Source organism: Nonomuraea sp. NPDC050547 (assembly GCF_044457345.1).
Taxonomy (GTDB): Bacteria; Actinomycetota; Actinomycetes; order Streptosporangiales; family Streptosporangiaceae; genus Nonomuraea.
In genome coordinates this window covers 233,047-255,533 of record NZ_JBITGW010000013.1, presented here as the reverse complement: position 1 = coordinate 255,533, position 22,487 = coordinate 233,047, and the positions used below count along the sequence as shown (strand labels likewise).

The 22,487-nt window shown below is 70.4% G+C and carries 21 protein-coding genes and 1 pseudogene; 7 read left to right on the top strand and 15 right to left on the bottom strand.

Annotated features, from left to right (window positions below):
- The first annotated feature begins 173 nt into the window (after positions 1-173).
- Together ACIBHY_RS31265 and ACIBHY_RS31260 are read left to right on the top strand one after the other, a co-directional pair.
- A complete protein-coding gene (locus ACIBHY_RS31265) occupies positions 174-1,649 on the top strand; it encodes an alpha/beta fold hydrolase (protein WP_397308554.1) in 1,476 nt (491 codons plus the stop codon).
- A gap of 11 nt (positions 1,650-1,660) precedes the next feature.
- Positions 1,661-2,482: a serine protease gene (locus tag ACIBHY_RS31260; RefSeq protein WP_397308553.1), complete on the top strand. Its 822-nt coding sequence runs from the start codon at positions 1,661-1,663 to the stop codon at positions 2,480-2,482.
- A gap of 55 nt (positions 2,483-2,537) precedes the next feature.
- Here the strand turns inward: ACIBHY_RS31260 and ACIBHY_RS31255 are convergent, their stop codons facing one another.
- The 3 genes from ACIBHY_RS31255 to ACIBHY_RS31245 all read right to left on the bottom strand — a co-directional run bounded on the left by ACIBHY_RS31255 (position 2,538) and on the right by ACIBHY_RS31245 (position 5,973).
- A complete protein-coding gene (locus ACIBHY_RS31255; RefSeq protein ID WP_397244127.1) occupies positions 2,538-3,572 on the bottom strand; it encodes a TerC family protein in 1,035 nt (344 codons plus the stop codon).
- Between the two features lie 186 nt (positions 3,573-3,758).
- Complete coding sequence (locus ACIBHY_RS31250; RefSeq protein ID WP_397308552.1) at positions 3,759-5,000, bottom strand: SGNH/GDSL hydrolase family protein; 1,242 nt, start codon at positions 4,998-5,000, stop codon at positions 3,759-3,761.
- A gap of 70 nt (positions 5,001-5,070) precedes the next feature.
- Complete coding sequence (locus ACIBHY_RS31245) at positions 5,071-5,973, bottom strand: alpha/beta hydrolase (protein WP_397308551.1); 903 nt, start codon at positions 5,971-5,973, stop codon at positions 5,071-5,073.
- A gap of 69 nt (positions 5,974-6,042) precedes the next feature.
- Between ACIBHY_RS31245 and ACIBHY_RS31240 the strand changes: the two genes are divergently transcribed.
- Complete coding sequence (locus ACIBHY_RS31240; protein WP_397244133.1) at positions 6,043-6,747, top strand: TetR family transcriptional regulator; 705 nt, start codon at positions 6,043-6,045, stop codon at positions 6,745-6,747.
- 43 nt (positions 6,748-6,790) lie between these two features.
- Here the strand turns inward: ACIBHY_RS31240 and ACIBHY_RS31235 are convergent, their stop codons facing one another.
- Entirely contained in the window at positions 6,791-7,666 is an 876-nt protein-coding gene (locus ACIBHY_RS31235) for an alpha/beta fold hydrolase (protein WP_397308550.1), read from the bottom strand.
- Positions 7,667-7,716: 50 nt separating this feature from the next.
- Here ACIBHY_RS31235 and ACIBHY_RS31230 point away from each other — a divergent pair, with 50 nt between their 5' ends.
- Complete coding sequence (locus ACIBHY_RS31230; RefSeq protein ID WP_397244137.1) at positions 7,717-8,334, top strand: TetR/AcrR family transcriptional regulator; 618 nt, start codon at positions 7,717-7,719, stop codon at positions 8,332-8,334.
- A gap of 108 nt (positions 8,335-8,442) precedes the next feature.
- Here ACIBHY_RS31230 and ACIBHY_RS31225 read toward each other — a convergent pair whose 3' ends face one another.
- Together ACIBHY_RS31225 and ACIBHY_RS31220 are read right to left on the bottom strand one after the other, a co-directional pair.
- A complete protein-coding gene (locus ACIBHY_RS31225) occupies positions 8,443-8,931 on the bottom strand; it encodes a nitroreductase family deazaflavin-dependent oxidoreductase (protein ID WP_397308625.1) in 489 nt (162 codons plus the stop codon).
- 159 nt (positions 8,932-9,090) lie between these two features.
- A pseudogene (locus ACIBHY_RS31220) lies at positions 9,091-9,348 on the bottom strand (MarR family winged helix-turn-helix transcriptional regulator); the annotation flags it as partial.
- 78 nt (positions 9,349-9,426) lie between these two features.
- On the opposite strand from ACIBHY_RS31220, the gene wrbA reads away from it, so the two are divergent.
- Both wrbA and ACIBHY_RS31210 read left to right on the top strand, forming a co-directional pair.
- Positions 9,427-10,047, top strand: a complete 621-nt coding sequence (gene wrbA, locus ACIBHY_RS31215; protein WP_397308549.1) for an NAD(P)H:quinone oxidoreductase — start codon at positions 9,427-9,429, stop codon at positions 10,045-10,047.
- The gene (locus ACIBHY_RS31210; protein WP_397308548.1) at positions 10,044-11,450 is read left to right on the top strand and encodes an MFS transporter; all 1,407 of its coding nucleotides are present in this window, start codon (positions 10,044-10,046) and stop codon (positions 11,448-11,450) included. The genes wrbA and ACIBHY_RS31210 overlap by 4 nt, the downstream gene beginning before the upstream one ends.
- 4 nt (positions 11,451-11,454) lie before the next feature.
- On the opposite strand, the gene ACIBHY_RS31205 is transcribed toward ACIBHY_RS31210, so the two are convergent.
- The 9 genes from ACIBHY_RS31205 to ACIBHY_RS31165 all read right to left on the bottom strand — a co-directional run bounded on the left by ACIBHY_RS31205 (position 11,455) and on the right by ACIBHY_RS31165 (position 20,723).
- On the bottom strand, positions 11,455-12,588 hold the full coding sequence (locus ACIBHY_RS31205; protein ID WP_397244143.1) for a TetR/AcrR family transcriptional regulator: 1,134 nt from the start codon (positions 12,586-12,588) through the stop codon (positions 11,455-11,457).
- A gap of 13 nt (positions 12,589-12,601) precedes the next feature.
- Positions 12,602-14,140: a long-chain fatty acid--CoA ligase gene (locus ACIBHY_RS31200; protein ID WP_397308547.1), complete on the bottom strand. Its 1,539-nt coding sequence runs from the start codon at positions 14,138-14,140 to the stop codon at positions 12,602-12,604.
- A gap of 9 nt (positions 14,141-14,149) precedes the next feature.
- Positions 14,150-15,238: an acyl-CoA dehydrogenase family protein gene (locus tag ACIBHY_RS31195; protein WP_397244147.1), complete on the bottom strand. Its 1,089-nt coding sequence runs from the start codon at positions 15,236-15,238 to the stop codon at positions 14,150-14,152.
- Positions 15,231-16,016 (bottom strand): SDR family NAD(P)-dependent oxidoreductase, encoded by a 786-nt coding sequence (locus ACIBHY_RS31190; protein ID WP_397244149.1) that lies wholly within the window; start codon positions 16,014-16,016, stop codon positions 15,231-15,233. Before ACIBHY_RS31190 ends, ACIBHY_RS31195 begins: the two co-directional genes overlap by 8 nt.
- Positions 16,013-16,378, bottom strand: a complete 366-nt coding sequence (locus tag ACIBHY_RS31185; protein ID WP_397244152.1) for a MaoC/PaaZ C-terminal domain-containing protein — start codon at positions 16,376-16,378, stop codon at positions 16,013-16,015. The genes ACIBHY_RS31190 and ACIBHY_RS31185 overlap by 4 nt, the downstream gene beginning before the upstream one ends.
- On the bottom strand, positions 16,375-16,779 hold the full coding sequence (locus ACIBHY_RS31180; protein ID WP_397244154.1) for a MaoC family dehydratase N-terminal domain-containing protein: 405 nt from the start codon (positions 16,777-16,779) through the stop codon (positions 16,375-16,377). The genes ACIBHY_RS31185 and ACIBHY_RS31180 overlap by 4 nt, the downstream gene beginning before the upstream one ends.
- Positions 16,776-17,957 (bottom strand): lipid-transfer protein, encoded by a 1,182-nt coding sequence (locus ACIBHY_RS31175; protein WP_397244156.1) that lies wholly within the window; start codon positions 17,955-17,957, stop codon positions 16,776-16,778. The genes ACIBHY_RS31180 and ACIBHY_RS31175 overlap by 4 nt, the downstream gene beginning before the upstream one ends.
- Before the next feature lie 160 nt (positions 17,958-18,117).
- Positions 18,118-18,915 (bottom strand): type II CAAX prenyl endopeptidase Rce1 family protein, encoded by a 798-nt coding sequence (locus tag ACIBHY_RS31170; protein ID WP_397308546.1) that lies wholly within the window; start codon positions 18,913-18,915, stop codon positions 18,118-18,120.
- An 80-nt stretch (positions 18,916-18,995) separates the two neighbouring features.
- A complete protein-coding gene (locus ACIBHY_RS31165) occupies positions 18,996-20,723 on the bottom strand; it encodes an AMP-binding protein (RefSeq protein WP_397308545.1) in 1,728 nt (575 codons plus the stop codon).
- Between the two features lie 368 nt (positions 20,724-21,091).
- Between ACIBHY_RS31165 and ACIBHY_RS31160 the strand changes: the two genes are divergently transcribed.
- Positions 21,092-22,486 (top strand): asparagine synthase-related protein, encoded by a 1,395-nt coding sequence (locus ACIBHY_RS31160; RefSeq protein WP_397308544.1) that lies wholly within the window; start codon positions 21,092-21,094, stop codon positions 22,484-22,486.
- Position 22,487: the final 1 nt, after the last annotated feature.

The window sequence follows — 22,487 nt, the reverse complement described above, 5'->3', positions numbered from 1 at the left end:
CCACGCTAGGCATTGTCGTCGCGTCAAGGTCAAACAGCGGTGGAACCGATGGACGGCCGCGGGGCGGCCGACACGGCGTGGATACAAGGCGTGCCCAGGATGACCGGAGTACGCCCGACGGCGTACCTCGCGTGCCGCAGGGCGCGCGGGCCGGACCACCGAAGGGTGCGACGATGCTCGGCACTCGTCATCTCTCACGTGCCGCACTGACGCTGGCCGCGACCGTGTGCCTGACCGGCCTGCCGCCCGCGGCCGGTACGGCGGGCGCGGCGACGGAGCCTTTGGCCTGGAAGAGATGCGCCACGACGGCCAAGGACTGGCCCGTCGCGAACGACCCCGGGACCGAGTGCGCGATGCTGACGGTCCCGATGGACTATGCGAACCCGCGGGGCCGTACGATCAAGATCGCGGTGAGCCGGCTCAAGGCCACCGACCCCGGCAGGCGCCGCGGCGTGCTGGTGATCAGCCCCGGCGGCCCCGGGATCTCCAACATCACCGCCTCGGCCTCGTATGCGACCAACGGCCTCGGCACGCTGGCCGCCGACCACGACCTGATCGGGTTCGACCCCCGGGGCGTGGGCTACAGCGACAAGATCCATTGCGACGAGGGCTCCCCCGGCGAGCCGCCGCCCGGCGCGTCCGCCAAGGCCATGGCGAAGGCCGCCTTCAGCCGGATGGCCGCCTCCAACAAGCGGTGCACCGCGAAGGATCCCGACTTCGTCCGGCAGCTGACCACCTCGAACATCGCCCGTGACGTCGACGCGATCCGTGCGGCGCTCGACGCGCCGAAGATCAGTTTCTATGGGGTGTCGTACGGCACCTCCGTGGGCTTGACCTACAGGTCGCTGTTCGACGACCGGGTGGACCGGATGTGGGTGGACTCGGTGATGCCACCCGTCATGGACCTCGCCGCCATGGACGCCGTCACCGACGCGGTCGCCGAGAAGGCCTTCGAGGGGTTCCTCGCCTGGACGGCCGGACGTGACGCCGAGTACCACTTCGGAACGACCGCCGCCGCCGTCCGCACGACGATCTTCGCCCTCCGTGACCGGCTCGACCGCAAGCCGGTGGTGGTCGGCAAGAAGATCCGGCTGGACGGCGACTGGGTCGGAGGGCTGCTCGGCGTGGGCGCCGAGGGCTGGGCCGCTACCGCCAGGGATCTGGCCACCGTCCGGGAGGGCGGCATCCCGCGCTCGGCGCGGCCGGACCCGGCCGCCGCGCAGGTGTACGGCTTCGACGACGCGCCCTTGGGCATGAACACCACCCAGTACAACGCGATCTTCTGCAACGAGGGAACCGGCGGGCGCGACTTCGAACAGGTGTGGGCCGACGCGCAGAATCGCCGGCAACGCTTCCCGGGCGCCGGCGGCAGAATCGAGTTCGGCGGCTGGTGCGCGGGATGGCCGTGGCCCGCGATCCCGTTGCAGCCGGTCAAGGGGAGCAGCCCGCTGCAACTGTCCGGCCATGTCGGCGAATCCGTCACGCCGTACGCCTGGGCGGTGGACGCGGAGAAGGCCGTCGGCGGAACCCTGCTGACGATCCAGGACGGCATGCACGGCTCGCTGAGCCGCCTGCCCTGCGCCGCGAAGGCGATCGACTTCTTCCGTACCGGCCGCACCAGCGGGGGCTCCTGCCCCGGCATGCAATGAACGGACCTGACATGCGCAGACTTCAACGAATCACCGCGACGCTGACCGTCACCCTTCTCGGCCTGTCGCTGGTGACGCACCCGGCGCAGGCCGCGACCGCGGACCTGGCCGGAAGCGTCAACGTCAACGGCTGCTCGGGAGCGCTGGTACGGCTGCCGGCCTCCACCCCCGCCGACCCGGCGCTCATCCTGACGAACGGCCACTGCTACGAGGGCGCGTGGCCGGTTCCCGACGAGGTTCTGGTGGACCAGCCCTCCCACCGGCTGTTCGAGCTGCTCGACGCCACCGGCAAGACCGCGGCCGCCCTGCACGCCGCCAAAGCGCTCTATGTGACCATGACCGGTACCGACATCGCGCTGTACCAGCTCGGCACGACGTATCGGCAACTGGAGCGGGACCACCGCATCCGCCCGCGCACGATCTCGGAGCGACGCCCGGAACCGGGCAGGGAGATCCGGGTGGTCTCCGGCAGCCTGAAGAAGGTCTACTCGTGCGCCGTCGACCGGCTCGCGTACCGCGTGCTGGAGTCGGGCTACATGACCAAGGACGTCCTGCGCTACACGCCGGCCTGCAAGACGGGCCCCGGCACCTCGGGCTCCCCGGTCCTCGACGCGGCGAGCGGCGAGGTCGTCGGGATCAACAACACCAGCAACCGCGACGGCGACAGGTGCACGCTGAACAACCCGTGTGAGATGAACCGCGACGGCGTCATCACCGCGAAGAAGGCCGCCGCCTACGGCACCCAGACGTACTGGCTCACCACGTGCGTCGCGCCAGGAAACAAGATCGACCTGAACCGGCCCGGCTGCCTGCTGCCCAGACCCGGACAATAGTCCGACGGTCGCCGAGAGGGCGGGCCCGCCGACCGGCGGCGGGCCCGCCCTCTCGTCAGTCGCGCGGCTGGTCGGCGTGCTCGGGTACGGCCGGCTCGGTGATCCGGCGGCCGTCTCGCCTGGACTTGACCAGGCTCGCCACCGTCGTGACGGCGAGAACGGTGACGATGACGGCCAGCGATATCCAGTTGTTGATCTCGGGAACCCAGGTGACGTGTTCGCCGCCGTTGATGAACGGCAGCTCGTTCTCGTGCAGCGCGTGCAGAACGAGTTTCACGCCGATGAAGGCGAGGATGACGGCCAGGCCGTACGTGAGATAGACGAGTTTCTCCACGAGGCCGCCGAGCAGGAAGTACAGCTGCCTGAGCCCCATCAGCGCGAACGCGTTGGCCGCGAAGACCAGGTAGGCGTCCTGGGTGATGCCGAAGATCGCGGGGATCGAGTCGACCGCGAAGACCAGGTCCGCGCCGCCGATGGCGATGATGACGATGAACATCGGGGTCAGCATGCGGCGGCCGTCCCGCTTGATGGTCAGCCGCGAGCCGTGGTAGTCGTCGGTGACCGGGAACAGCCTGCGCACCAGCCGGACCACGCCGCCGTTGGGGTCGTACTCGTCGTCGTCCTTGCTGTCGAAGGCGAATTTCCACGCGGTGTAGATGAGGATGCCGCCGAAGAGCCAGAACACCCAGCTGAACCGTTGTACGGCCTGCGCGCCCACACCGATGAAGACGCCGCGCATGACCAGCGCCATCATGATCCCGATGAGCAGCACGCGGTGCTGGTGAATGGCGGGCACGGCGAAGTTCGCCATGATGAGCATGAAGATGAACAGGTTGTCCACGCTCAGCGTGTACTCGGTGATGTAGCCGGTGATGTAGGAGGCCGCGTGGTCATCGCCGCCGAAGATCCACACGGCTGCGCCGAAAGCGGCGGCACAGCCGATGTAGAAGGCGATCCACCGCGCCGACTCGGCGATCGTGACCTTGTGGGGTCTCCTGTTGACGATGATCAGATCGAGCAGGATCAGCCCGAGCAGGGTGGCGATGGTGGCCGCCCACAGCCAGGCGGGCACGGACAGGGGTGGGGGCATGAAAGCTCCTCCGACTTGGCGTTGGCACGTCCGTCGGAGGTCTTCTCCGCCCGCGATGTCGCGGACCGACCGCGCCGGGCCCCGGGGGCGGGTCCGTGATGACGACGCGGCCGCGAAGGAGTACTCCCCTCCACTTCGTCTGTGATCTTACATACTGAATGCAGTAGTCCGATATACCCCCCGGCATCAGAGGGCGGCGAGGTTGACGGCCTCGGCCATGACCCGGTAGCCGGCGTCGTTCAGGTGGAGTCGGTCTCCGCTGTCGTAGGCGGGGCGGAGGCGGTCGGTGTCGGCCGGGTCGGCCAGCGCGCGGTCGAAGTCCACGATGCCGTCGAACTCGCCGCCGCTGCGTATCCACCGGTTGACCGCGTCGCGTACCGACTCGCCGTGGTCGGTGAAGAGCGGGGAGCCCTTGAAGGGCGGAAGGGTCCCGCCGATGATCTTCACGCCCTCGGCGCGGGCGGTGCGGATCAGCTTCCGGTAGCCGTTGATCAGGGCTTCGCTGGTCGCCTTCGGGTTCGGCGTCGTGCAGGCCGATGGCGAGGTGTCGCCGTGCATGATGTCGTTGATGCCGCCCATCGTGATCACCGTCCGTACTCCGGGGTGGTCGAGAGCGTCGCGCCGGAACCGGTTGAGGAAGCTCTCGCCGAGGCACGCCGAGTCGTTGAGCACCCGGTTGCCGCCGATGCCGCTGTTCAGTACCACCTCCGAGCGGCCCGCGCGCTTCAGCCGCTGGGCGAGTACGTCCGGGTAGCGGCGGTCGGCGTCCGTCGTCGCGGCCTGGCCGTCGGTGATCGAATCACCGAAGGCCACGATCGTCTCCCTCTGCGCCGGGCGGCGGCTGGAGACGTCCAAGGCGGCGAGGTAGTACCAGGAGGTGCTCCGCTCGGTGAACGGGGCCGCCCCGGGAGTGCGCAGGTGGTCTCCGGTGGCCCGGTAGGACGTGGCGACCGCGAGGTTGTGGTTGGTCGCCGGGCCGGTGGAGTCCTTGAGATACAGGGTCACGGTCACGTGCTCGCCGGCCTTCACCCGCAGGTCCACCGGATCGGCCGCCACGCGCCCGCCGGCGGGGATGGTCACGGACGCGGACCTGCCGAACCTGACCGTCCGCATCGTCGCCGGCCGTACCGTCGCGCCGCCCGCCGACCTGCCGATGCTCGCGCCGGTCAGCCGGAGGGGGGCGGTGCCGTACACGTTGGACAGTCGCAGCCGCAGGCTTGAGCCCGCGGCGCCGACGCGGACGACCTGGCGTACGGAATGGTTCTTGAACCCCTCGTAGGCCCAGTTGGAGATCCACTCGCTCTGACTGGGATGTTGTACGGCGGCCGCCCACCCCCTCGTCCAATTGTGCGGGGTGGCTGTGGCCGATGCGGGCAGGGCGACGAGAGACCATGCGCCCAGCAAGGCGATCAACGGCGTGCGAAACACGTGCTACGTCCTTTCGTGGTGATGTGCCTGCCGTACAGACACGTTGATGACCGACGCGGCCCCCGCGTGGTCAGGCCGCGTGCGGGGTTCCCCTCTTCGCCAGCCAGTCGATCTGGTCGGCGACCACACGTGCCCGGAGCGCCGGGTCGGTGTAGAAGGTGAAATGGGTGCCCGGGTAGGCGCGCAGTTCGCCTTCGGGCGCGCGGTCGGCGAGCTCCCGCGTGGTCTCCAACGGCGTCTCCTGATCGTCGGCGGCGACGCAGACCAGCAGCGGGCAGGCCAGGCGCGCCGCGGCTTCCGCGGGCCGGTAGCGCATCATCTGCAGCAGCCCTCTGGGCGCGATGCTGTTCCGCCACAGCGTCTCGCCGCCGCCGGTGAGTGTCTGGATGTGCTGATCGGCCTCCTCGGTCGCGGTCACGGCGAGGTCTCCGGGCCGTCCCACCATGGGGATGTAGTACGGCCTGAGGCCCAGCTTGCCGCGGATCGTGTCCCAGAAGATCGCGCCCAGCAACCGCAAGGTGCTGCCGGTGGAGCGCCCCCGCACCTTCTTCGGGAATCCGTTGAACGGGATCTGCGCCACGACCGCGGGAACCCTGGGGTCGGCGGCGGCCACGGTGATGGCGTGCGCGCCGCCCAGCGAGTTGCCCCACAGCAGGACTCTGTCGGGATCGATCCGCTCGTGCCCCCGCGCGAAGGCGACGGCGGCGCGGACGTCGATGATCTGCCCGGCGACGTCAGGAAACTGGCGAGGCTTGCCGTCGCTTTCGCCGAAGCCCCGATAGTCGAACACGAGCGCCGCGAAACCCTCGGCCGCGAAGCGCTCGGCGTAGTCGAAAAGCCGGTCCATCGTCCCGCTGAAGCCGTGGCAGAGCACCACGCACGCCGATCGCCCGGATCCGGCGGGCAGGTAAAGGTAGCCGGCACACCGGACGCCGGCGGCGGTGAAGGACACCTTGGTCCGCATACGGATCATCTCCAGAGCAATAGACTGACTGGTGGTTAGCAATATAGCGAAAGAACTGACCACGGGTAAGTGAGCTACGTGACATCTCAGCGGATTCTGGACGCCGCGCGCGATCTGTTCGCCGCCCGCGGCTACCGCGCCACCTCCATGCAGGCCATCGCCGACCGGGTCGGCATCACCAAGGCCGCCCTCTACTACCACTTCGACTCCAAGGACGACATCCTTCGCCGCCTCACGCTGCCGCTGCTGGACGAACTGGAGCTGGTCCTGGCCGAGGCCGAGTCCGGGGGCGGCGGTCCGGACGAGGTGCGGTGGCGGGCGATCGAGGGCTACGTCGACGTGCACCTGCGCCACCGCGGCACGCTCACCATGCTGGTCAAGGACATGACGCTGCTGGTGCAGGCTCCGGTGGCCGATCGCTTCCGCGCCGCGATCGCCCTGGCCAACGAGCTGGTGGCCGGTCCAGGGGGCGGCCTGGCGCAGCGGGTGCGCGCCTCCCAGGTGGTCGCCGGGCTGGCCGACCCCGTGGTGCTGTTCCGCGACGAACCCGCCGAGCGGCTGCGCGGCCTCATCCTCGACGGGGCTCGGGCGCTCCTCGGCGAACCGGGCCCTCCCACGCCGCGCGGCCGCGCCCGGGGGCGGAGCGGCGGGCGCCCTGCCGCGCTCGCCCAGGAGCAACTGGCGCAGGCGCGTTCCCTGTACGCCGAAGGCCTTGCCGTCGAGGAGATAGCAGCCCGCTTCGGCGTCTCCAGGGCCACCATCTATCGCCGTCTCGAAATCTAACTATTTTGAGACTTAGTTTTTGAGAAGAGGCTCCGGCCTGACCTCACAGGGCGACGCGGGCCGCGTGGCGGAGGATCCTGGAATTGCACAGTTCGGGCACGTCCAGCGCGATCGAGTGCCCGGTGCCCGGCACCAGCTCCACCTCGGCCGAGGGCAGGACCTCGGCCAGCCGGCGGGCCTCGTGCGCGGAGTCCTGCATGGTGCTGTGCGCGCCGAACAGAATGCACGCCGGCACGGAAACGGCGGCGAGTTCCGCGTCGGTGAGCGGAACCATGGCCGGCAGCGCCGTCTCGTACACGTACGAGCCGAAGACCGCGGTTCGCATGTCCTCGGGCCGGTTCACCGAGTCGGTGTACAACATGCCGGCCAGTGCGCGCCGCAGCGGCGATGGCAGGTACAGCCCGAGGCCGCAGGCGATGGCCCAGGCGTAGTGCCGGAAGTCGGCCACGCGGAAGGCCGCGGGGTCCAGCAGCGTCATTCCCGCCACCCGCTCGGGGGCGTGTATGGCGGTCAGCAGCGACTGCCAGCCGCCATAGGAGAAGCCGACAAGGTAGACGGCGGGCGCGCCGATCCCGTCGAGCGTCTCCGTCAGCCAGCGCACGAGGTCGCTTCGCCCGGTGAGGGCCCGGGTCTGCACACTGCGGCCGACGGCCCCGAGCGGGTCGACGAGGTAGACCGGATGGGCCGCGCCGACGGGACCGCTGCTGTAGCGCCACCCCAGCGCGTTTCCCCCCATACCCGGCAGGAACACCACCGGCAGCCCCTCCGCCGCGCCCGTGCGGTACAGGCGCGTGGTGCCGTAGCTCGTGCCCACGTCGAGCGCCTCCAGCGGCTCCGGCCAGGCGCGGATCTCCGCGTCGTAGTCCGCGAGATACTTCCGCCTCGCCGAATCGCTCCGGAAACGACCAATGCGCTCCATGCTTCATCCTTTCCCGAACACCATTCTTGATACATGTGTATCATGGATGTGTGTCGAGCAAGGTCAGCCATGAAGAGCGCCGCCACCAGATCGCCGAAGCGATGGTCACCATCGCCGCCACCCGCGGACTGCACGCGGCCAGCATGCGGGAGGTGGCCGCCGAAGCCGGCGTCTCACTGCGCCTCGTGCAGTACTACTTCCAGACCAAAGAGGAACTGCTGCGCGCCGTCCTCCAGCGCCTCGGCACCCAGCTGGGCAGGCGGATGGCCCATGCCGTGGCCGGCTCGGCCACTCCCCGCTCCTATCTCCGCGACGCGATGACGGCACTCCTGCCCACCGACGAGGAGGGCCGCCGCATCGTGCTGGCCTACACCGCCCACTACACCCTCACGCTCACCGAGCCGCACCTGGCACCGACCGGCCTCGCCCACGCGGGAGCCCTGCACGATCTGATCACCGCCAAGTTCCGCGAGGCCGCCCAGGCAGGCGAACTCCGGCCGGACGTGGATCCGGGCAGGGCGGCGCCCATCTGCCTGGCGTTGGTCACCGGCCTCCAGTCGGCCGTACTCGCCGGACAGCACACGCCCCAGGTGGCCATCGGCCTGCTGGGAGCTCATCTCGACGGGCTTTTCACCCCGACGCCGGGCCCAGGAAACAGCCGCCCATGACGTCGAGAACGTGGCCCGTGATCCAGCGGGCCGATGTGTCCCAGGGCGGTGAAGGCGGACACGAGTCCGGCGATCACCGCCCGGCCATCCACGCCATCGCCCATACGCTCATGACGTGCCCGTGCCCGGCCTGACGACCGGTTCGAGGACGAAGACCGGGATCTGACGGTCGGTCTTGCGCTGGTAGTCGGCATAGTCCGGGTACGCGGCCACCGCCCGGCGCCACCAGAGGGCCTTTTCCTCCCCGAACACCTCGCGGGCCCGGTACTCCCCGGTCACCGCGCCGTCCTGAAGCGAGATGTCCGGCCCGGCGACCAGGCTCGAATACCACTGCGGGTTGGCCGGCGCGCCACCCAGGGAGGCCACAGCCGCGTAGTGCCCGTCGTGCTCGACACGCATCAGCGGCGTCTTGCGCATCTTGCCGGTCTTGGCGCCCCGGTAGGTCAGCAGCACGGTGGGCAGGCCACGGATCGTCACGCCGTCGGTGGTGCCGGTGCGCATGATCCGCTCGACGTGCTCGCGAACCCACGCCGACGCGCTCGGTTCGTAGTCACCGGCCTGATCGACGGGCCGGTGACGGGGGCGCCTGGTGTCCACGTTGGCGGTCAGGGTGGTGAGGATGCCGGGTAGTTCCGCCACCGTGCCGGCGGGCAGGCCGTCCACGGTCTCCTCCGCCAGGGCGACCCAGAGTCGCTTGATCTGGCCGACCAGAGCCTTGCCGCTGTCGGTGAGCTCGACGACGCTGGCGCGCTTGTCGGTGGGGGCGGGCGTGCGCCGGATGTGGCCGCCCGCTTCGAGTTTGCGGCTCATGAGCGTGACGCTGGGCGGCTCGCAGCCGAGCGCCTCGCTGAGCTGGGCCTGGATCATCGGTCCTGTCCGGTCGAGTTCGAGCAGGAGCGCCTCCTGGCCCGGATGCAGGCCGAGCGGATCCAGCAGCGCCGCGGCCCTGGCCCGGTGGCGCAGGCTCAGCAAGCGAATGGCCTGGTTGAGCGCGTCAGCCCGCTCGAAGTCCATGGCTCCTCCTTGACAGTTTAGTTATCCGCATAACTATTATGCGCATAATTAATCGTAGCCGACAACGAGGAGCCGGGCATGACCGTGAAGGTCGCCGTCATCTACTACAGCGCGACAGGCAGTGTGCGCGCGCTCGCGCAGGCGGTCGCCGAGGGCGCCGCCTCGGCCGGGGCCGAGGTGCGGCTGCGACGGGTCGCGGAACTGGCGCCCGACGGCGCCATTGACCAGGAGCCTCAGGCCGGGCCGATCGCCGAGGTGGAGGATCTGGCGTGGGCCGACGCGTTCGCGTTCGGGACGCCGACCCGGTTCGGCGCGCCGGCCGCGCAGCTCAAGCTGTTCATCGACCAGGCCGTCGGGCTGTGGCACGGAGGCGGGCTGTCCGACAAGCCCGTGACCGCCTTCACCTCGGCGTTCCACCGGCACGGCGGCAGCGAGGCCACGATCTTGTCGCTGGGCAACGTCTTCTACCACTGGGGGTCGCTGATCGTGCCGCCCGGGTTCACCGATCCAGTCGTGTACGCCGCCGGCGGCAATCCGTACGGCACGTCGTTCGCGAGCGGCCCGAGCGGGGACGGCCCGGACGCCGCGGCGCTGGAAGCGGCCAGGTACCAGGGCCGTCGGCTGGCCCAGATCACGATCAGGCTCCGCCCCGCCGATGACGGGGAAGCCCTCGCCGCGACCACCTCCCAGACCGCGTGACCGGCACCGCGACCCGGCGGGCCGGCCTCGCCTGGATGATCCTTTCGCTGGCGTGCGCCTGCCAGTTCATGGTCATCCTGGACGCGTCCATCATCAACGTCGCCTTGCCCTCCGTCCGCCGGGACCTCGGCTTCACTCCCACCGGCCTGGCCTGGGTGGTGAACGGCTACCTGCTCACCTTCGCCGGCCTCATGCTGCCGGGCGGCCGCGCCGCCGACCTGTTCGGCCCGCGCCGGACGCTGGTCGCCGGGCTGTTCGTCTTCTCCGCCGCCAGCCTGGCCGGCGGCCTGGCAACCGCTCCGGAGGTCCTGGTGGCGGCCCGCCTCGTACAGGGCGCCGGCGCCGCCATGATGGCTCCGGCGACGCTGGCCGTGATCAACACCTCCTTCACCGAGCCGGGTGCGCGGGCCAAGGCGTTCGGCGCGTGGTCCGCCGCGGGCGGTGTCGGCGGAATGGTCGGCGCGCTCGCGGGCGGCGCCATCACCACCGGCCTGTCGTGGCGGTGGGTCCTCCTCATCAACGTGCCGATCGGGGCGGTACTGATCGTCGCCGCCCTGCTCTCACTGGCCGCCACGCGGACCCGGCGGCAGTCGCTGGACCTCACCGGCGCGGTCACCGGGACGGCCGGCCTGGCGGCGCTCGTCTACGGTGTGATGGGGAGCGCCGATCACGGCTGGTCGTCCGGGCCGGTCGTGGGGCCGGTGGTGGCGGGCCTGCTCCTGCTCGTCGTCTTCGCCGCGGTGGAGGCGCGTTTCGCCACCCGGCCGATGATGCCCCTGCGGCTGTTCAGGGTCCGGGCGGTGGCGGTCGGCAACGGCATGCTGCTGCTGTTCGGCGGGATCGCCATCGCGATGTGGTACTTCACCTCGCTGTTCCAGCAGAACGTACTCGGCTTCAGCGCGCTGCAGGCGGGGCTCGGGCAGACGCCCGCGGCGGTGATGTTCATGGTGACCGCGCGATGGGCCGCGCCCCTGCTGCCGCGTACCGGTCCGCGCCCTCCGGTGCTGATCGGCAGCGCCCTCTTCGTGGCCGGTTTCGGCTGGCTCTCCCTGGCCCACGCCGGCAGCGGCTACGTCACCGGCGTGCTCGGGCCCACACTGCTCGTCGCGGCCGGCATCGGGCTGACCTTCCCCACCCTCATGGCGGTGGCGACCGCCGACGGTCCGGAGAGTGACGCGGGGATCATCGGCGGGCTGGCCCAGACCGCCGGTCAGGTGGGCGGGGCGATCGGCCTGGCGGTGCTCGCGACGGCCGCCGGCGCCAGGGCCGCCTCGGAGGGCGGCGGAAGCTCCTCGCCCGCCGCCCTCGCCGCCGGCTACAGCCTGGTCTTCCTCGTGGCGGCCGGGCTCGGCCTCGCCCTCGCGGCGGTCGGCTTGCTGCTGCCCCGGCACCGGCGCGGCTGACGATTCACACGCCCAGTACGTCGAGCGACAGCCCCGTCAGCTCGCCGGCCAGGTGCGCGCGGGAGCGGGCCCTGGTGCTCAAGGACAGATCGTTGACCAGGGTCATCGCACTCTGGACGAGCACCCTGGCCTCGTCCTGGGTCAGCTCGGGGCGTTGGGCGGACAGCAGGCCGACCCATTCGATGATGTAGTCGTGCTGGGCGCGGCGCATGGCGCGGAGCTGCTCACCGGGCAGGTGCATGACCTCGGTGACCAGCATCGCGTTGAGCTCGCTGTGCGCCAGGGTGTTGTCGACGTAGGAACGCAGCACCGCCTCCAGGGCCTCGCGCGGGCCGGAGCTGGACGTCAGCGCCTGGCCCAAGGCCAGCTGCAGTCCGTCGTTGGCCCGGTTGAGCGCGGTGATGAGGATCTCGGCCTTGCTGCCGAAGTGGTTGTACACGCTGGGTCCCGCGATCCCCGCCGCCGCGCCGATGTCCTCCATGCCGACCGCCTGGTAGCCGCGCTCGTGGAACAGCGTGGTGGCCGCGGCGAGCAGCGTCTCCCTGCGCGAGGCGCGGGCCAGCCCGGCGCTCTTCCTCACCTCGCCTGCCGGCGCCGGGCGCAGCCGGGAGGTGTGGCTCAGCACCTGCCCGATCTCCGCCATCAGGCTCTCGTAGCGCGCCCTGGGCAGCTCGACGGCGTGGTAGGAGGGGCTGGACAGCGCGCTCAGCACCGCCCAGGCCAGCAGGTCCGCCTCGTCCCGTGGCCGGTCGAGCAGCCCGGCGACGCGTCGGTGGATCGCCCGCTGATGCTCGCGCACCCCGACGGCCTGGGCGGCGGAGAGGTGCCTGGCCTCCCGCCGCCACAACACGCCGAGCTGGCGGTGGTCGAGCACGTAGCGGGCGAGCGTGACCACGATCTCGTCCGGCGTGGCCTCGGCCAGGGCGGCGTCGAGCCTGGCCAGTCCGTCGAGGACGACCTGGCCGAGGAGCTCCTGCTTGCCCCTGAAGTGGCGGTAGAGCGCGCCCGCGGTGATGCCGACGGCCTTGGCGATCTCGTCCATGCCGGTGGCGTGGAAGCCGGACCGATGGAAGTGATCAAGAGCCGCGGTGAGAATCTGCTGCTTGCGGTCGCGCGGGCGCCGCCTGGTCGTGGTCATCGCGCCGATTGTCTCAGGTGACCGCCCTGTCGGCGCCTTCCCAGTACGGCCGGCGTAGCTCACGCTTGAGGATCTTTCCCGCGGAGGAGAGGGGCAGTTCGCTGACGAATTCGGCGCTGCGCGGAGCCTTGTACCCGGCGATCAGGGTCTTGGCGTGCGCCCGGAGATCTTCGGAGCTTGCCGTACAACCGGCTTTGAGCACCACGACGGCGTGCACGCGCTCGCCCCATTCGGCGTCGGGCACGCCGATCACGGCGCAGGCGGCGACGGAGGGGTGCTGGGCGAGGGCGTTCTCCACCTCGGCGGAGTAGACGTTCTCTCCGCCGGAGACGATCATGTCTTTGAGCCGGTCGACGATGTAGACGTATCCGTCCTCGTCCATGTAGGCGCCGTCGCCGGTATGCATCCATCCGTCGCGCAGCGCCTGGGCGGTCTCCTGGGGTTTGTCCCAGTAGCCGAGCATGACGTGGCCGCCGCGCACCACCACCTCGCCGACCGTTCCGCGGGGCACCTCCCGGCCCTCGGGGTCGACGATGCGGACTTCGGCGTGCGGGGCCGCCCGGCCGCCGGAGCGCAGCTTGGTTCCGTCGCGGTGGTCGGCGGCGGTGAGGAGCGTGGCCACGGGCGACAGTTCGGTCATGCCGAAGGCCTGGACGAACCCGGCGCTGGGGAAGGCGTTCATGGCCCGCGTGAGCAGGGACGTGGGGATGGGCGAGGCGCCGTACAGGATGGTCTTGAAGCCGGACAGGTCGTGCTCGTCCAGCGCGGGGTGGTCGACGACGAGCTGGATCATCGCCGGGACCAGGACGCCGCTGTCGGCCCGGTGGGTCTCGATCGCCTTCATGACGGCCACGGGCTCGAACATGGGGATGATGACGTGGGTGCCGCCGACGAGGTTCTGCGCTGTCCACGCGGACAGGGCGGCCAGGTGGAACATCGGCGCGGCGTGCAGGAGCCGCCCGCCCGGGACGGTGAAGCTGCCGCCCGCCTGGCTGCCCATCGCCGAAGTGATCATGTTGCCGTGGCTGAGCATGACGCCCTTGGGGAAGCCGGTGGTGCCGCCGGTGTAGAAGATCCCGGCCAGCGTGTCACCGCCCGTACGCGAGTCCTCGATCGGCTCGTGGGCGGCGAGCAGGTCCTCGTAGGCGAGCATGCCGTCGGGGGCGGGCCGTTCACCGCAGTGGATGACGACGTCGAGTACGTCGGCGAGCATGGGCGCCACGGCGGCGAACGCGTCGTCCACCAGGAGCACCCGGGAGTCCGACTCCTCCAGCGAGTAGCGGATCTCCGGCGGCGCCCAGCGGATGTTCACCGGGTTCACCACAGCGCCGATCCACCACGTGGCCAGCAGGTACTCGTGGAAGCGGTCGGAGTTGAGCGCGAGCGTCGCCACCCGGTCGCCCGCCGCGACGCCGAGCGCGCGCAACGCGGCCGCCAGCCTGGCGACGCGGTCCGCCGACTCGCGCACGGTGCGGGTTCTGTCGCCGAAGACGGTGTGAGGGCTGTCGGGGCGTTGCTGAAGGGCCCGATGCAGCCCTTGGGTCAGGTACATGTCGTGCTCCTACAGGGATCTGGCGATGAGTTCCTTCATGACCTCGTTCGCGCCGCCGTAGATCTTCTGGACGCGCGCGTCGGCGTACATGCGCGCGATCGGGTACTCGCGCATGTAGCCGTATCCCCCGAACAGCTGCAGGCATCGGTCGACGACCTGGCACTCCACCTCCGTGAGCCACCACTTGGCCATGGAGGCGGTGGTGGCGTCGAGCTCGCCGCGCAGGTGCAGCTCGACGCACGAGTCGGCGAACACCCGGCCCACCCGGGTCAGGGTGGCGCATTCGGCCAGCTCGAAGCGGGTGTTCTGCATCGCCATCAGCGACTGGCCGAACGCCTGCCGCTCCTTCACGTAGGCGACGGTCTCCTCCAGCGCCCGCTCGGCTACGGTCACCGCGACCACGGCGATGATCAGCCGTTCCTGCGGGAGCTGCTGCATGAGGTGGCCGAGTCCTCGCCCCTCGACGCCCAGCAGATTCGCCGCGGGCACCCTGACCTCGTCGAAGAACAGCTCGGAGGTGTCCGCGGCAGGCATGCCGATCTTGTCGAGCACCCGACCGCGCCGGAAGCCGTGCTCCACGACGATCAAGGAGATGCCGTTGCCGGTCTGGGCCACCACGATGACCAGGTCGGCGCAGCCGCCGTTGGAGATGAAGGTCTTGGACCCGGTGACCACGTAGTCGTCGCCGTCGCGCACCGCCTTCGTCCGGATGCCGCGCAGGTCGGACCCGGCGTCCGGTTCGGTCATCGCCACAGCGCCCACGACCTCGCCCGTGGCCATGGGCGGCAGCCAGCGCCGCTTCTGCTCCTCGGTGCCGTAGGCCAGGATGTAGTGCGCGACGATGCCGCTGTGCACCGCGTTGCCCCAGCCCGAGTCGCCGATCCTGGCCTGCTCCTGCAGGACCGCCAGGTCGTCGGCGAAGGTGCCGCCGCCTCCGCCGTACTCCTCGGGGATCGAGCAGCACAACAGCCCGACCTCGCCCGCCTTGAGCCAGAAGTCGCGGTCGACGTGGTGCTGGGCCTCCCAGCGTTCCAGGTGCGGCACGGCCTCGGCCTCGAGGAACGCGCGTGCCGTCTCGCGTAGCAGATCGCTACTCATAGCCGCCGCCGCAGACGAGGACCTGCCCGCTGACGTAGTCGGATTCGGGCAGGCAGAGCAGGAACACCGAGCCCGCCGCCTCTTCCGGCGTGCCGCCGCGGCCGAGCGGGATCATCAGTTTCAGCGTCGCCATCAGGTTCGCGTTCACGCCGACCTTGATCTCCTGGCCCTCGACCTCGATCGAGGCGTCCTGGGTCAGCCTGGTCTCGATGAGGCCGAACGCCACCGCGTTGACGTTGACCCGGTAGCGGCCCCACTCCTTGGCCATGGTCTTGGTCAGGCCGACCACGCCCGCCTTGGCCGCCGCGTAGTTGGCCTGACCGGCGTTGCCGCCGAGGCCCGCGATCGAGGAGATGTTCACCACCTTGCGGTGGTGCTCGACGGGATGGGCTTTCAGGTACGGCTGCGCCGCCCGGAGAATCCGGAACGGCGCCTTCAGATGGACGTCGAGGATGGCGTCCCACTGATCGTCGGACATCTTCTGCACGACGTTGTCCCAGGTGTAGCCGGCGTTGTTGACGATGATGTCGAGGGCGCCGAACGACTCGGCGCAGGTGTCCACCATCCGCTCGCCGATACCGGGCTCGGTGACGCTGCCGGGGCAGGCGACCGCCGCCCCGCCGGCCGCCTTGATCGCCGCGACCGTCTCCTCGGCGGGCTCGGCGTCCAGGTCGTTGACCACGACCGACGCGCCTTCCGCGGCCAGCTTCAACGCGATCGCGCGGCCGATGCCCCGGCCCGATCCGGTGACGATGGCGGCTTTGCCGTTCAGCTTCACAGTGCTCCTTCGATGATCGCCTGGCCTTTGAGCGTGAGGGTGCCGTCGTCCAGGGTGACCGTCAGGTCGAGGTGGGTCAGCCCGTCTTCGGCGCGGGTCACGGTGGCCTCGCAGATCGGCCTGCCGTACAGAGGGGTGATGGCGGTGAAGCGCACCGCGTAGGAGCGGATGCGCTCCTGCGGAACCAGGCCGGTCAGCAACCGTCCGAGGTAGGCCATCGACAGCATGCCGTGGGCGAAGACGTCGGGCGCGCCCGCGCCGCGCGCGACGTCCAGGTCGATGTGCATGGGATTGTGATCGCCTGAGGCGCCCGCGTACAGCGCCAGCGTCGTCCGGCTGATCGCCGGGAGTTCGAGCCTCATGAGGTCACCACGATCGTGTTCGTCAGGTCGGCGATCGGCTCGCCGTCACGTGTCACCGTGGTGGTCCTGACCAGGAAGCGCAGCGCGCCTCCCCGTTTGGTGTAGTCGCCGGTGAGCGCGCTGTCGAAGGTCAGCGTGTCGCCCGCGTGAGCCATGGCGTGGTAGGTGAAGCCCTGCTCGCCGTGGAGCACCTTGCGCAGGTCGATGCCCAGCTCGGACAGGAAGGCGAACGGGTCGTCCCGGCACTCCATCTCCAGGCAGAACAGGAACGTCGGCGGCACCGGCAGGTCGGGGTGCCCGGCCTTCACGGCCGTCTCGACGTCGGTGTAGAGCGGGTCGCTCTGGCCGGTGGCCTCGGCGAAGAAGCGCAGCCTGCCGCGCTCGACCTCGACGGTGCTCATGTCACCTTCTCGTAGAGCGAGACGACGCAGGCGCCGCCGAGGCCCAGGTTGTGCTGCAGCGCCAGCCGTACCCCGTCGACCTGGCGTGCGCCGGCCTGTCCCCGCAGCTGCCAGACCAGCTCGGCGCACTGCGCGAGACCCGTCGCGCCCAGAGGGTGTCCCTTGGACAGCAACCCGCCGCTGGGGTTGGTGACCACCCGCCCGCCATAGGTGTTGTCGCCGTCCACGACGAACCGCTCGGCGGTGCCCTCGGGCGTCAGCCCCAGCGCCTCGTAGGTGATCAGTTCGTTGGCGGTGAAGCAGTCGTGCAGCTCGACGACCCCGATGTCCTCGGGACCGACGCCGGCGCTCTCGTAGACGGAGCGCGCGGCGTTCGCGGTCATGTCGTAGCCGACGACCTTCATCATGTCGCGCTCGTCGAACGTGCTGGCGGTGTCGGTCGTCAGCGCCTGCGCCCTGATCGCGACGTCCGGGACAAGTCCGTGACGCCGGGCGAAATCATCCGAGCACAGTACGGCCGCCGCGGCCCCGCAGGTGGGCGGGCAGCACTGAAGCCTGGTCAGCGGCCCGTAGATGTGCGGGGAGGCCATCACCTCCTCCTCGGTGAGCGGGTCGCGGAAGACGGCGTACGGGTTGTGCGCCGCGTGCCTGCGGGCCTTGACCGAGATCTTCGCGAACGTCTCGGGGCGGGTGCCGTACCGCTCGGCGTAGGTACGGCCGGCGCCGCCGAAGTACTGGGCGGCGAAGGGCGCCTTCTCGTCGGCGCCCTGGATGCCGACCATGGTCATCGCGCTGCGCGACATCGGCTGGGGGCGGTCGTCCCACACCGATCGCAGCGCGCCCTTGCGCATCTGCTCGAAGCCGAGAGCCAGCACGCAGTCGACCGCGCCGGCGGCCACCGCCTGCCTGGCCAGCCAGAGCGCCGAGGAGCCGGTCGAGCAGTTGTTGTTGACGTTGACGATCGGGATGCCGCTCTGGCCGAGGCCGTAGAGCGCGGCCTGCCCGCTGGTGGAATCGCCGTAGACGTAGCCGACGTAGGCCTGCTGGACCTGGTCGTAGCCGATCCCGGCATCGGCGAGGGCGGCCCTGGCCGCCTTCTCCCCCATGACGTCGTACGGCTCGCTCGCTCCGGGTTTGGTGAAGGGGATCATCCCCACACCGAGCACACTGACGCGCATCGCTCTCCTCCAGACACTAATCACCATTTACTTTTTTGCATGCATGGCTCTATGTCAAGAGGAGATGGCGACCAAATGACCTATCAGTCATTTACCGACCCGCCCGCCGCCGTCACCGTCGAGGAAGAGCGGTGAGAGCCGCCGGGCGGGAGGGCGGTTCTCACAGCGTGTAACCGGAGGCGAGGGCGATGACGCCCACCACGGTCATCAGCAGCGCCGAGCCGGGGTGCATGGCGATCGAGACGCGGATGTCCTTCTCCTTCCAGGCGAGCCAGACGCCCGGGTAGAGGAAGACGAGCTTCGACAGGACCGTCCAAGGGGCCCAGAAGTGGTACACGGAGAAGAAGAAGGTGTTGAAGAACGGGGCCCACTTGCCGAGCTGCGGGAGGCGGGGCAGCAGGAAGCCGCGGAAGTAGTACTCCTCGATCAGGGGCAGGGTGAAACCGGTGAACGGCGCGCAGATGAGCAGCGTGGTGAGCACGAGGTCCGGCGAGTAGCCCTGGAGGTAGGCGGTGCCGTCGGGGCCGGCGCCCTGGTAGTTCACCCAGGTGAAGAACCAGTCGTAGACGATGTTGTCCAGCGGGGTCAGCGAGAGCGAGACGACGGTCATCCACACGAGGCACGCGGCCCCGAGCCAGAAGACCTTGCGGCGCGAGAGCGGCCTGTCGTGGTGGCGGACGACGCCCTTCATCGTGAAGCGGCCGGTCTGCTTCTTGCCCAGCCACAGCAGGAACATCTGGAGCGGGAAGAGCACGGCCGCGAGGGCGATGGCCCAGGCCATGAAGATCGGGTAACCGGTCGCCCGGACCAGGGGGGCGGCGACGAACGCGTACACGGCGACGATGAACGCGCCGGGCACCAGGTGCAGCGCGATGGAGAACGGGACGGAGTGGCGGTCGGCGAGGAGCTTCGCGACGAAGCCTTCCTTTTCGGCCGGGGGCCGCATTGCTGTGTTCATGCCGGGAAGTCTGGCTCCGCGCCCCAACACGGACCTGACATCGCTCTGATACGGCTACGGGCCGCCGTGCAAGGCGCGAATCACGGCGTGAGCCATGACCGGCGCAGGGCGTCGGACAGGTCTCCGGCCCGGGGATGGCGCAGGACCAGCGCGGGTTTGACGCTCCGCCCGGTGCGGCGTTCCAGCTCGGCGGCGAGCCGCGTGGCCAGCAGGGAGTGACCGCCCAGCCGGAAGAAGTCGCTGTCCCGCTGGATCGGCCCGGCGGCCAGGGTGGCGCGGAAGGCGGCGAAGACCGTCCTTTCCACCTCGTCGCCGGGAGCCGGCGCCGCCGCCACCTCGGTCCGGCGCGCGCCCGCGTAGTCCTCGGCCAGCAGCCGTTTGCGGACCTTGCCGTTGGGGGTGACGGGCAGTTCGTCCAGCAGCACGATGTCCACCGGCACGTGACTGCCCGGCAGCCCTTGCGCGCAGTGCTCGCGCAGCCCGGCAGCCTGTTCGCCGGGCGTCTCCAGGACGACCGCCGCGGCGACGGCCCGGCCGAGCGCGGCGTGCGGCACCCCGAACACGGCCACCTCCCGGACGGCCGGATGGGTGCGCAGCGCGGCCTCGACCGTCGCGGAGGCGATGTTCAGCCCGCCGGAGACGATGACGTCGTCGGCTCGTTCCACGAAGTACACCAGGGCGTCGTCGCCGAGCCGGCACAGGTCGCCGGTCGCGATCCAGCCGTCGTCCAGGTAACGCGTGCCCGTCTCGGCGGTGCCCGCCGGCTCCAGGTAGCTCAGCGCCGGGCCGGTGTCGCGGAGCCAGAGCTCCCCCACCCGCCCGGGGGCCACGTCGCGGCCCGTGCCGTCCACCACGCGCGCGTCCCGGCCGAGCCGGCCGAGCGCGGGCGGGTGGCCGGGCCGGCACCGGTGCTGAAGCCCGGAGCCTCCCTCGGCGATCGTGTAGACGTTGAAGATCTCCGCCCGCGGGAACACCTCGGCGAGGCCGTCCACGGTGGGCTGGTCCAGCGGAGCCGAGGACGACACCACCGACCGGATCCGCGCCGGTGCGCGGCCCTGCCCGCGCAGCGCGGCCACGGCGAGCCGCGCGGTGGTCGGCACCAGGCTCATGGCGCTCACCCGATGCTCGTCGATCAGCTCGGCCAGCCGTTCCGGCGCGAACGGCTGGCCGAGCACCACGTGCACGCCGTTGATCAGGCAGCTCTTGAGCACGGACTGCGCCGCGTTCGTGCCGATCGCCACGGAGGTGAACAGGGCGTTGAGCTGGGCCGCCGGTACGTCGTCGTCCTGCGGCCAGTCGTCGGTGAGGGAGACGTGGCTGCTCAGCACGGCTTTGGCCGCGCCGGTGGTGCCGGAGGTGAGGATCACCGCCGCCGGATCCGATTCCGCGCGACGCGCCGTCTCCGGCGAAGGCGGCGTGGCGGTCAGGTCGGCGGCGGTCGCCACCCATCCGCCGAACGCCGCCCCCTGATGCTCTTCCCCGGCGACCAGACCGGCCGCGCCCACCCGGGCGGCGGTGGCCGACAGGTGCGGCAGAGGGAGGGGCGCGCGTACCGGAACGGCCACCCCGCCCGCCGCCAGCACGCCCATGAAGCAGGTGGCGAAACGGAGCCAGTCGCCGTCCTCGAAGGCGAGCACCACCCGCTCCCCCGGCCGCGCGCCGCGGGCGGCGAGCCCCGCCGCGACCCGCCGCGCACCCAGGTGCCAGCTCAGGTAGTCGAGTGTGCCCACCCCGTCGACGGTGAACGCCGGCGCCGCCGGGTGGGCGGCCGCCCTCCGGGCGAGGACGTCATGCAGTAACCCGGGCAAAAGTGGTCCCTCCCCGCGCATGGCGTACCGGGCGATCGTCTCACCATACGCACCGCAAGTCGCCCTGATCAGACCACTCAATAAGGATAAATGTTCATCGTTGACGCTATTACCGCTATTTCTAAGAATCGGCCTCGAAATTCGCACCGATAGGAGGTACGAAATGGGGCACAGCGACCTGCCACGTGACAGCTGTGGTGGCGTACGCCGATGCGGCGGCAATCTTCTCGTCGCCAACGCCGTGCAGCCGAAAGAATCGGCCGTCCGCCGCAATGTCCGGGCGGTATCCGAGTTCTGGTCAACGTTCCGGGCATCCCGCAAGATGCTGAACAAGAGCCGGTAACTGTTCCTTGCGATCAGAGACCAGCATGACTGGAGGGGTTTCGGACGCTCTGTCCGAGCCCCTCTACTTGCGGCCGGAGGACGGCGCGCTCGACCGTGATCCGCTGCGCCTGGTCACCTCGGCGAAGCGGTTCTCACTGGAACGACTGGCGCTGCTTCTGGACGGGCTGCCGTTCGAGGCGGAGTTCCCGCCCGAGAGCCCCTGGGAGGGCGTGGTACGGCACCGCCCACCCCTCGACCTTCCCCCGCTGGGCTCCACCGACGACGCGGCACTGGGCGAGGAGTTCGCCGCGGCCGTCTCGCGCTGTCTCGGCGACGCGGAGTCCGCCGTGGTCCTGCTCTCGGGTGGCATGGACTCGTGGGCCGTCTTCGCGCACGCCTGGCGCCAGACGCGGCGGGAGGGACGCCGGCTGAGCGCGGTCGTGTGGAACCTGCGCGACCAGTTCGGCAAGGCCACCGCCTCCCTCGTCCACCGCCAGCTCCAGGCCGTGGACATCTCCTGCGACCTGCACGTCCTGCCCGCCGAGTGGCACGCGCTGCCCGAGCCGCGGTGGTCGCCGCTCGGCCCCCGCCACGACTACTACACGCGCCTGCACCAGGCCACCGTGGATCACGCCGCCGACATCGGGGCGAGCGTCCTGCTCAGCGGCCAGGGCGGCGACGAGGTGCTCGGCGCCTGGAACCACCTGTCCGCCTCGCTGGCACGCGGGCGCAGGTGGCGGGACCTGCGCAGCTACCTCACGAGCTTCGGCCAGGCCGACTCCCTGGTGGAGGTGGCGGGCGAGGCCGCCGCGATCGCGGCACGACGGCTGCCGCCGCACCTCTCCTTCCAGCTGTACGTGGCGACCGCGCTGCGCGACGTCGTCAACAGCGGGCGCCCGTCGGTGCTCACGGACGGCTACCGCGAGTCGGTCCAAGGCTGGACCGAGGGCTGGCTGGCGGACAGGTTCGAGTCGTTCAGGGAGGCGGGCGGCGACTGGACGACGGCCAGCCTGCGTGACTCCATCTTCCCCTGGGCCTACGACGCGCATCCGCTCGGAGCTCCGATCCGGCAGCGCTCGCCGTTCGTGGACGAGCTGTTCGTGCGCTACGCCTTCGGGCTGCCGCCGGCCACCCGGTTCCGGGCCGAGGGGCCGTACCCGTACCAGTGGTACAAGGCGTTGCACCTGCGGCTGCTGCCCGCCGCGCTGCGCCCGATGCTGCCGGGCTACAAGCAGAGCTACTCCGACGCCTTCCGGCGCTACGTGCTCGACGTGCTGCCCGAGGAGCCGCCGCTGATCGAGGAACTGGGGCTGATCCAGCCCATGGACCGGCTCGACCTGGAACGGGTCCATCCACGGCTGCCCATCGTGGTGCGCAACGTGGAGCGGTGGGTGGCGGGCGCGCTGGAAGCCGGCGCCGAGCCGGTGAGCGCCGCCTAGC

Coding starts and splice junctions, on each gene's coding strand:
- ACIBHY_RS31265 (WP_397308554.1), top strand. CDS start 174: ATGCTCGGCACTCGTCATCTCTCACGTGCCGCACTGACGCTGGCCGCG.
- ACIBHY_RS31260 (WP_397308553.1), top strand. CDS start 1,661: ATGCGCAGACTTCAACGAATCACCGCGACGCTGACCGTCACCCTTCTC.
- ACIBHY_RS31255 (WP_397244127.1), bottom strand. CDS start 3,572: ATGCCCCCACCCCTGTCCGTGCCCGCCTGGCTGTGGGCGGCCACCATC.
- ACIBHY_RS31245 (WP_397308551.1), bottom strand. CDS start 5,973: ATGATCCGTATGCGGACCAAGGTGTCCTTCACCGCCGCCGGCGTCCGG.
- ACIBHY_RS31235 (WP_397308550.1), bottom strand. CDS start 7,666: ATGGAGCGCATTGGTCGTTTCCGGAGCGATTCGGCGAGGCGGAAGTAT.
- wrbA (WP_397308549.1), top strand. CDS start 9,427: ATGACCGTGAAGGTCGCCGTCATCTACTACAGCGCGACAGGCAGTGTG.
- ACIBHY_RS31205 (WP_397244143.1), bottom strand. CDS start 12,588: ATGACCACGACCAGGCGGCGCCCGCGCGACCGCAAGCAGCAGATTCTC.
- ACIBHY_RS31200 (WP_397308547.1), bottom strand. CDS start 14,140: ATGTACCTGACCCAAGGGCTGCATCGGGCCCTTCAGCAACGCCCCGAC.
- ACIBHY_RS31195 (WP_397244147.1), bottom strand. CDS start 15,238: ATGAGTAGCGATCTGCTACGCGAGACGGCACGCGCGTTCCTCGAGGCC.
- ACIBHY_RS31185 (WP_397244152.1), bottom strand. CDS start 16,378: ATGAGGCTCGAACTCCCGGCGATCAGCCGGACGACGCTGGCGCTGTAC.
- ACIBHY_RS31180 (WP_397244154.1), bottom strand. CDS start 16,779: ATGAGCACCGTCGAGGTCGAGCGCGGCAGGCTGCGCTTCTTCGCCGAG.
- ACIBHY_RS31175 (WP_397244156.1), bottom strand. CDS start 17,957: ATGCGCGTCAGTGTGCTCGGTGTGGGGATGATCCCCTTCACCAAACCC.
- ACIBHY_RS31170 (WP_397308546.1), bottom strand. CDS start 18,915: ATGAACACAGCAATGCGGCCCCCGGCCGAAAAGGAAGGCTTCGTCGCG.
- ACIBHY_RS31160 (WP_397308544.1), top strand. CDS start 21,092: ATGACTGGAGGGGTTTCGGACGCTCTGTCCGAGCCCCTCTACTTGCGG.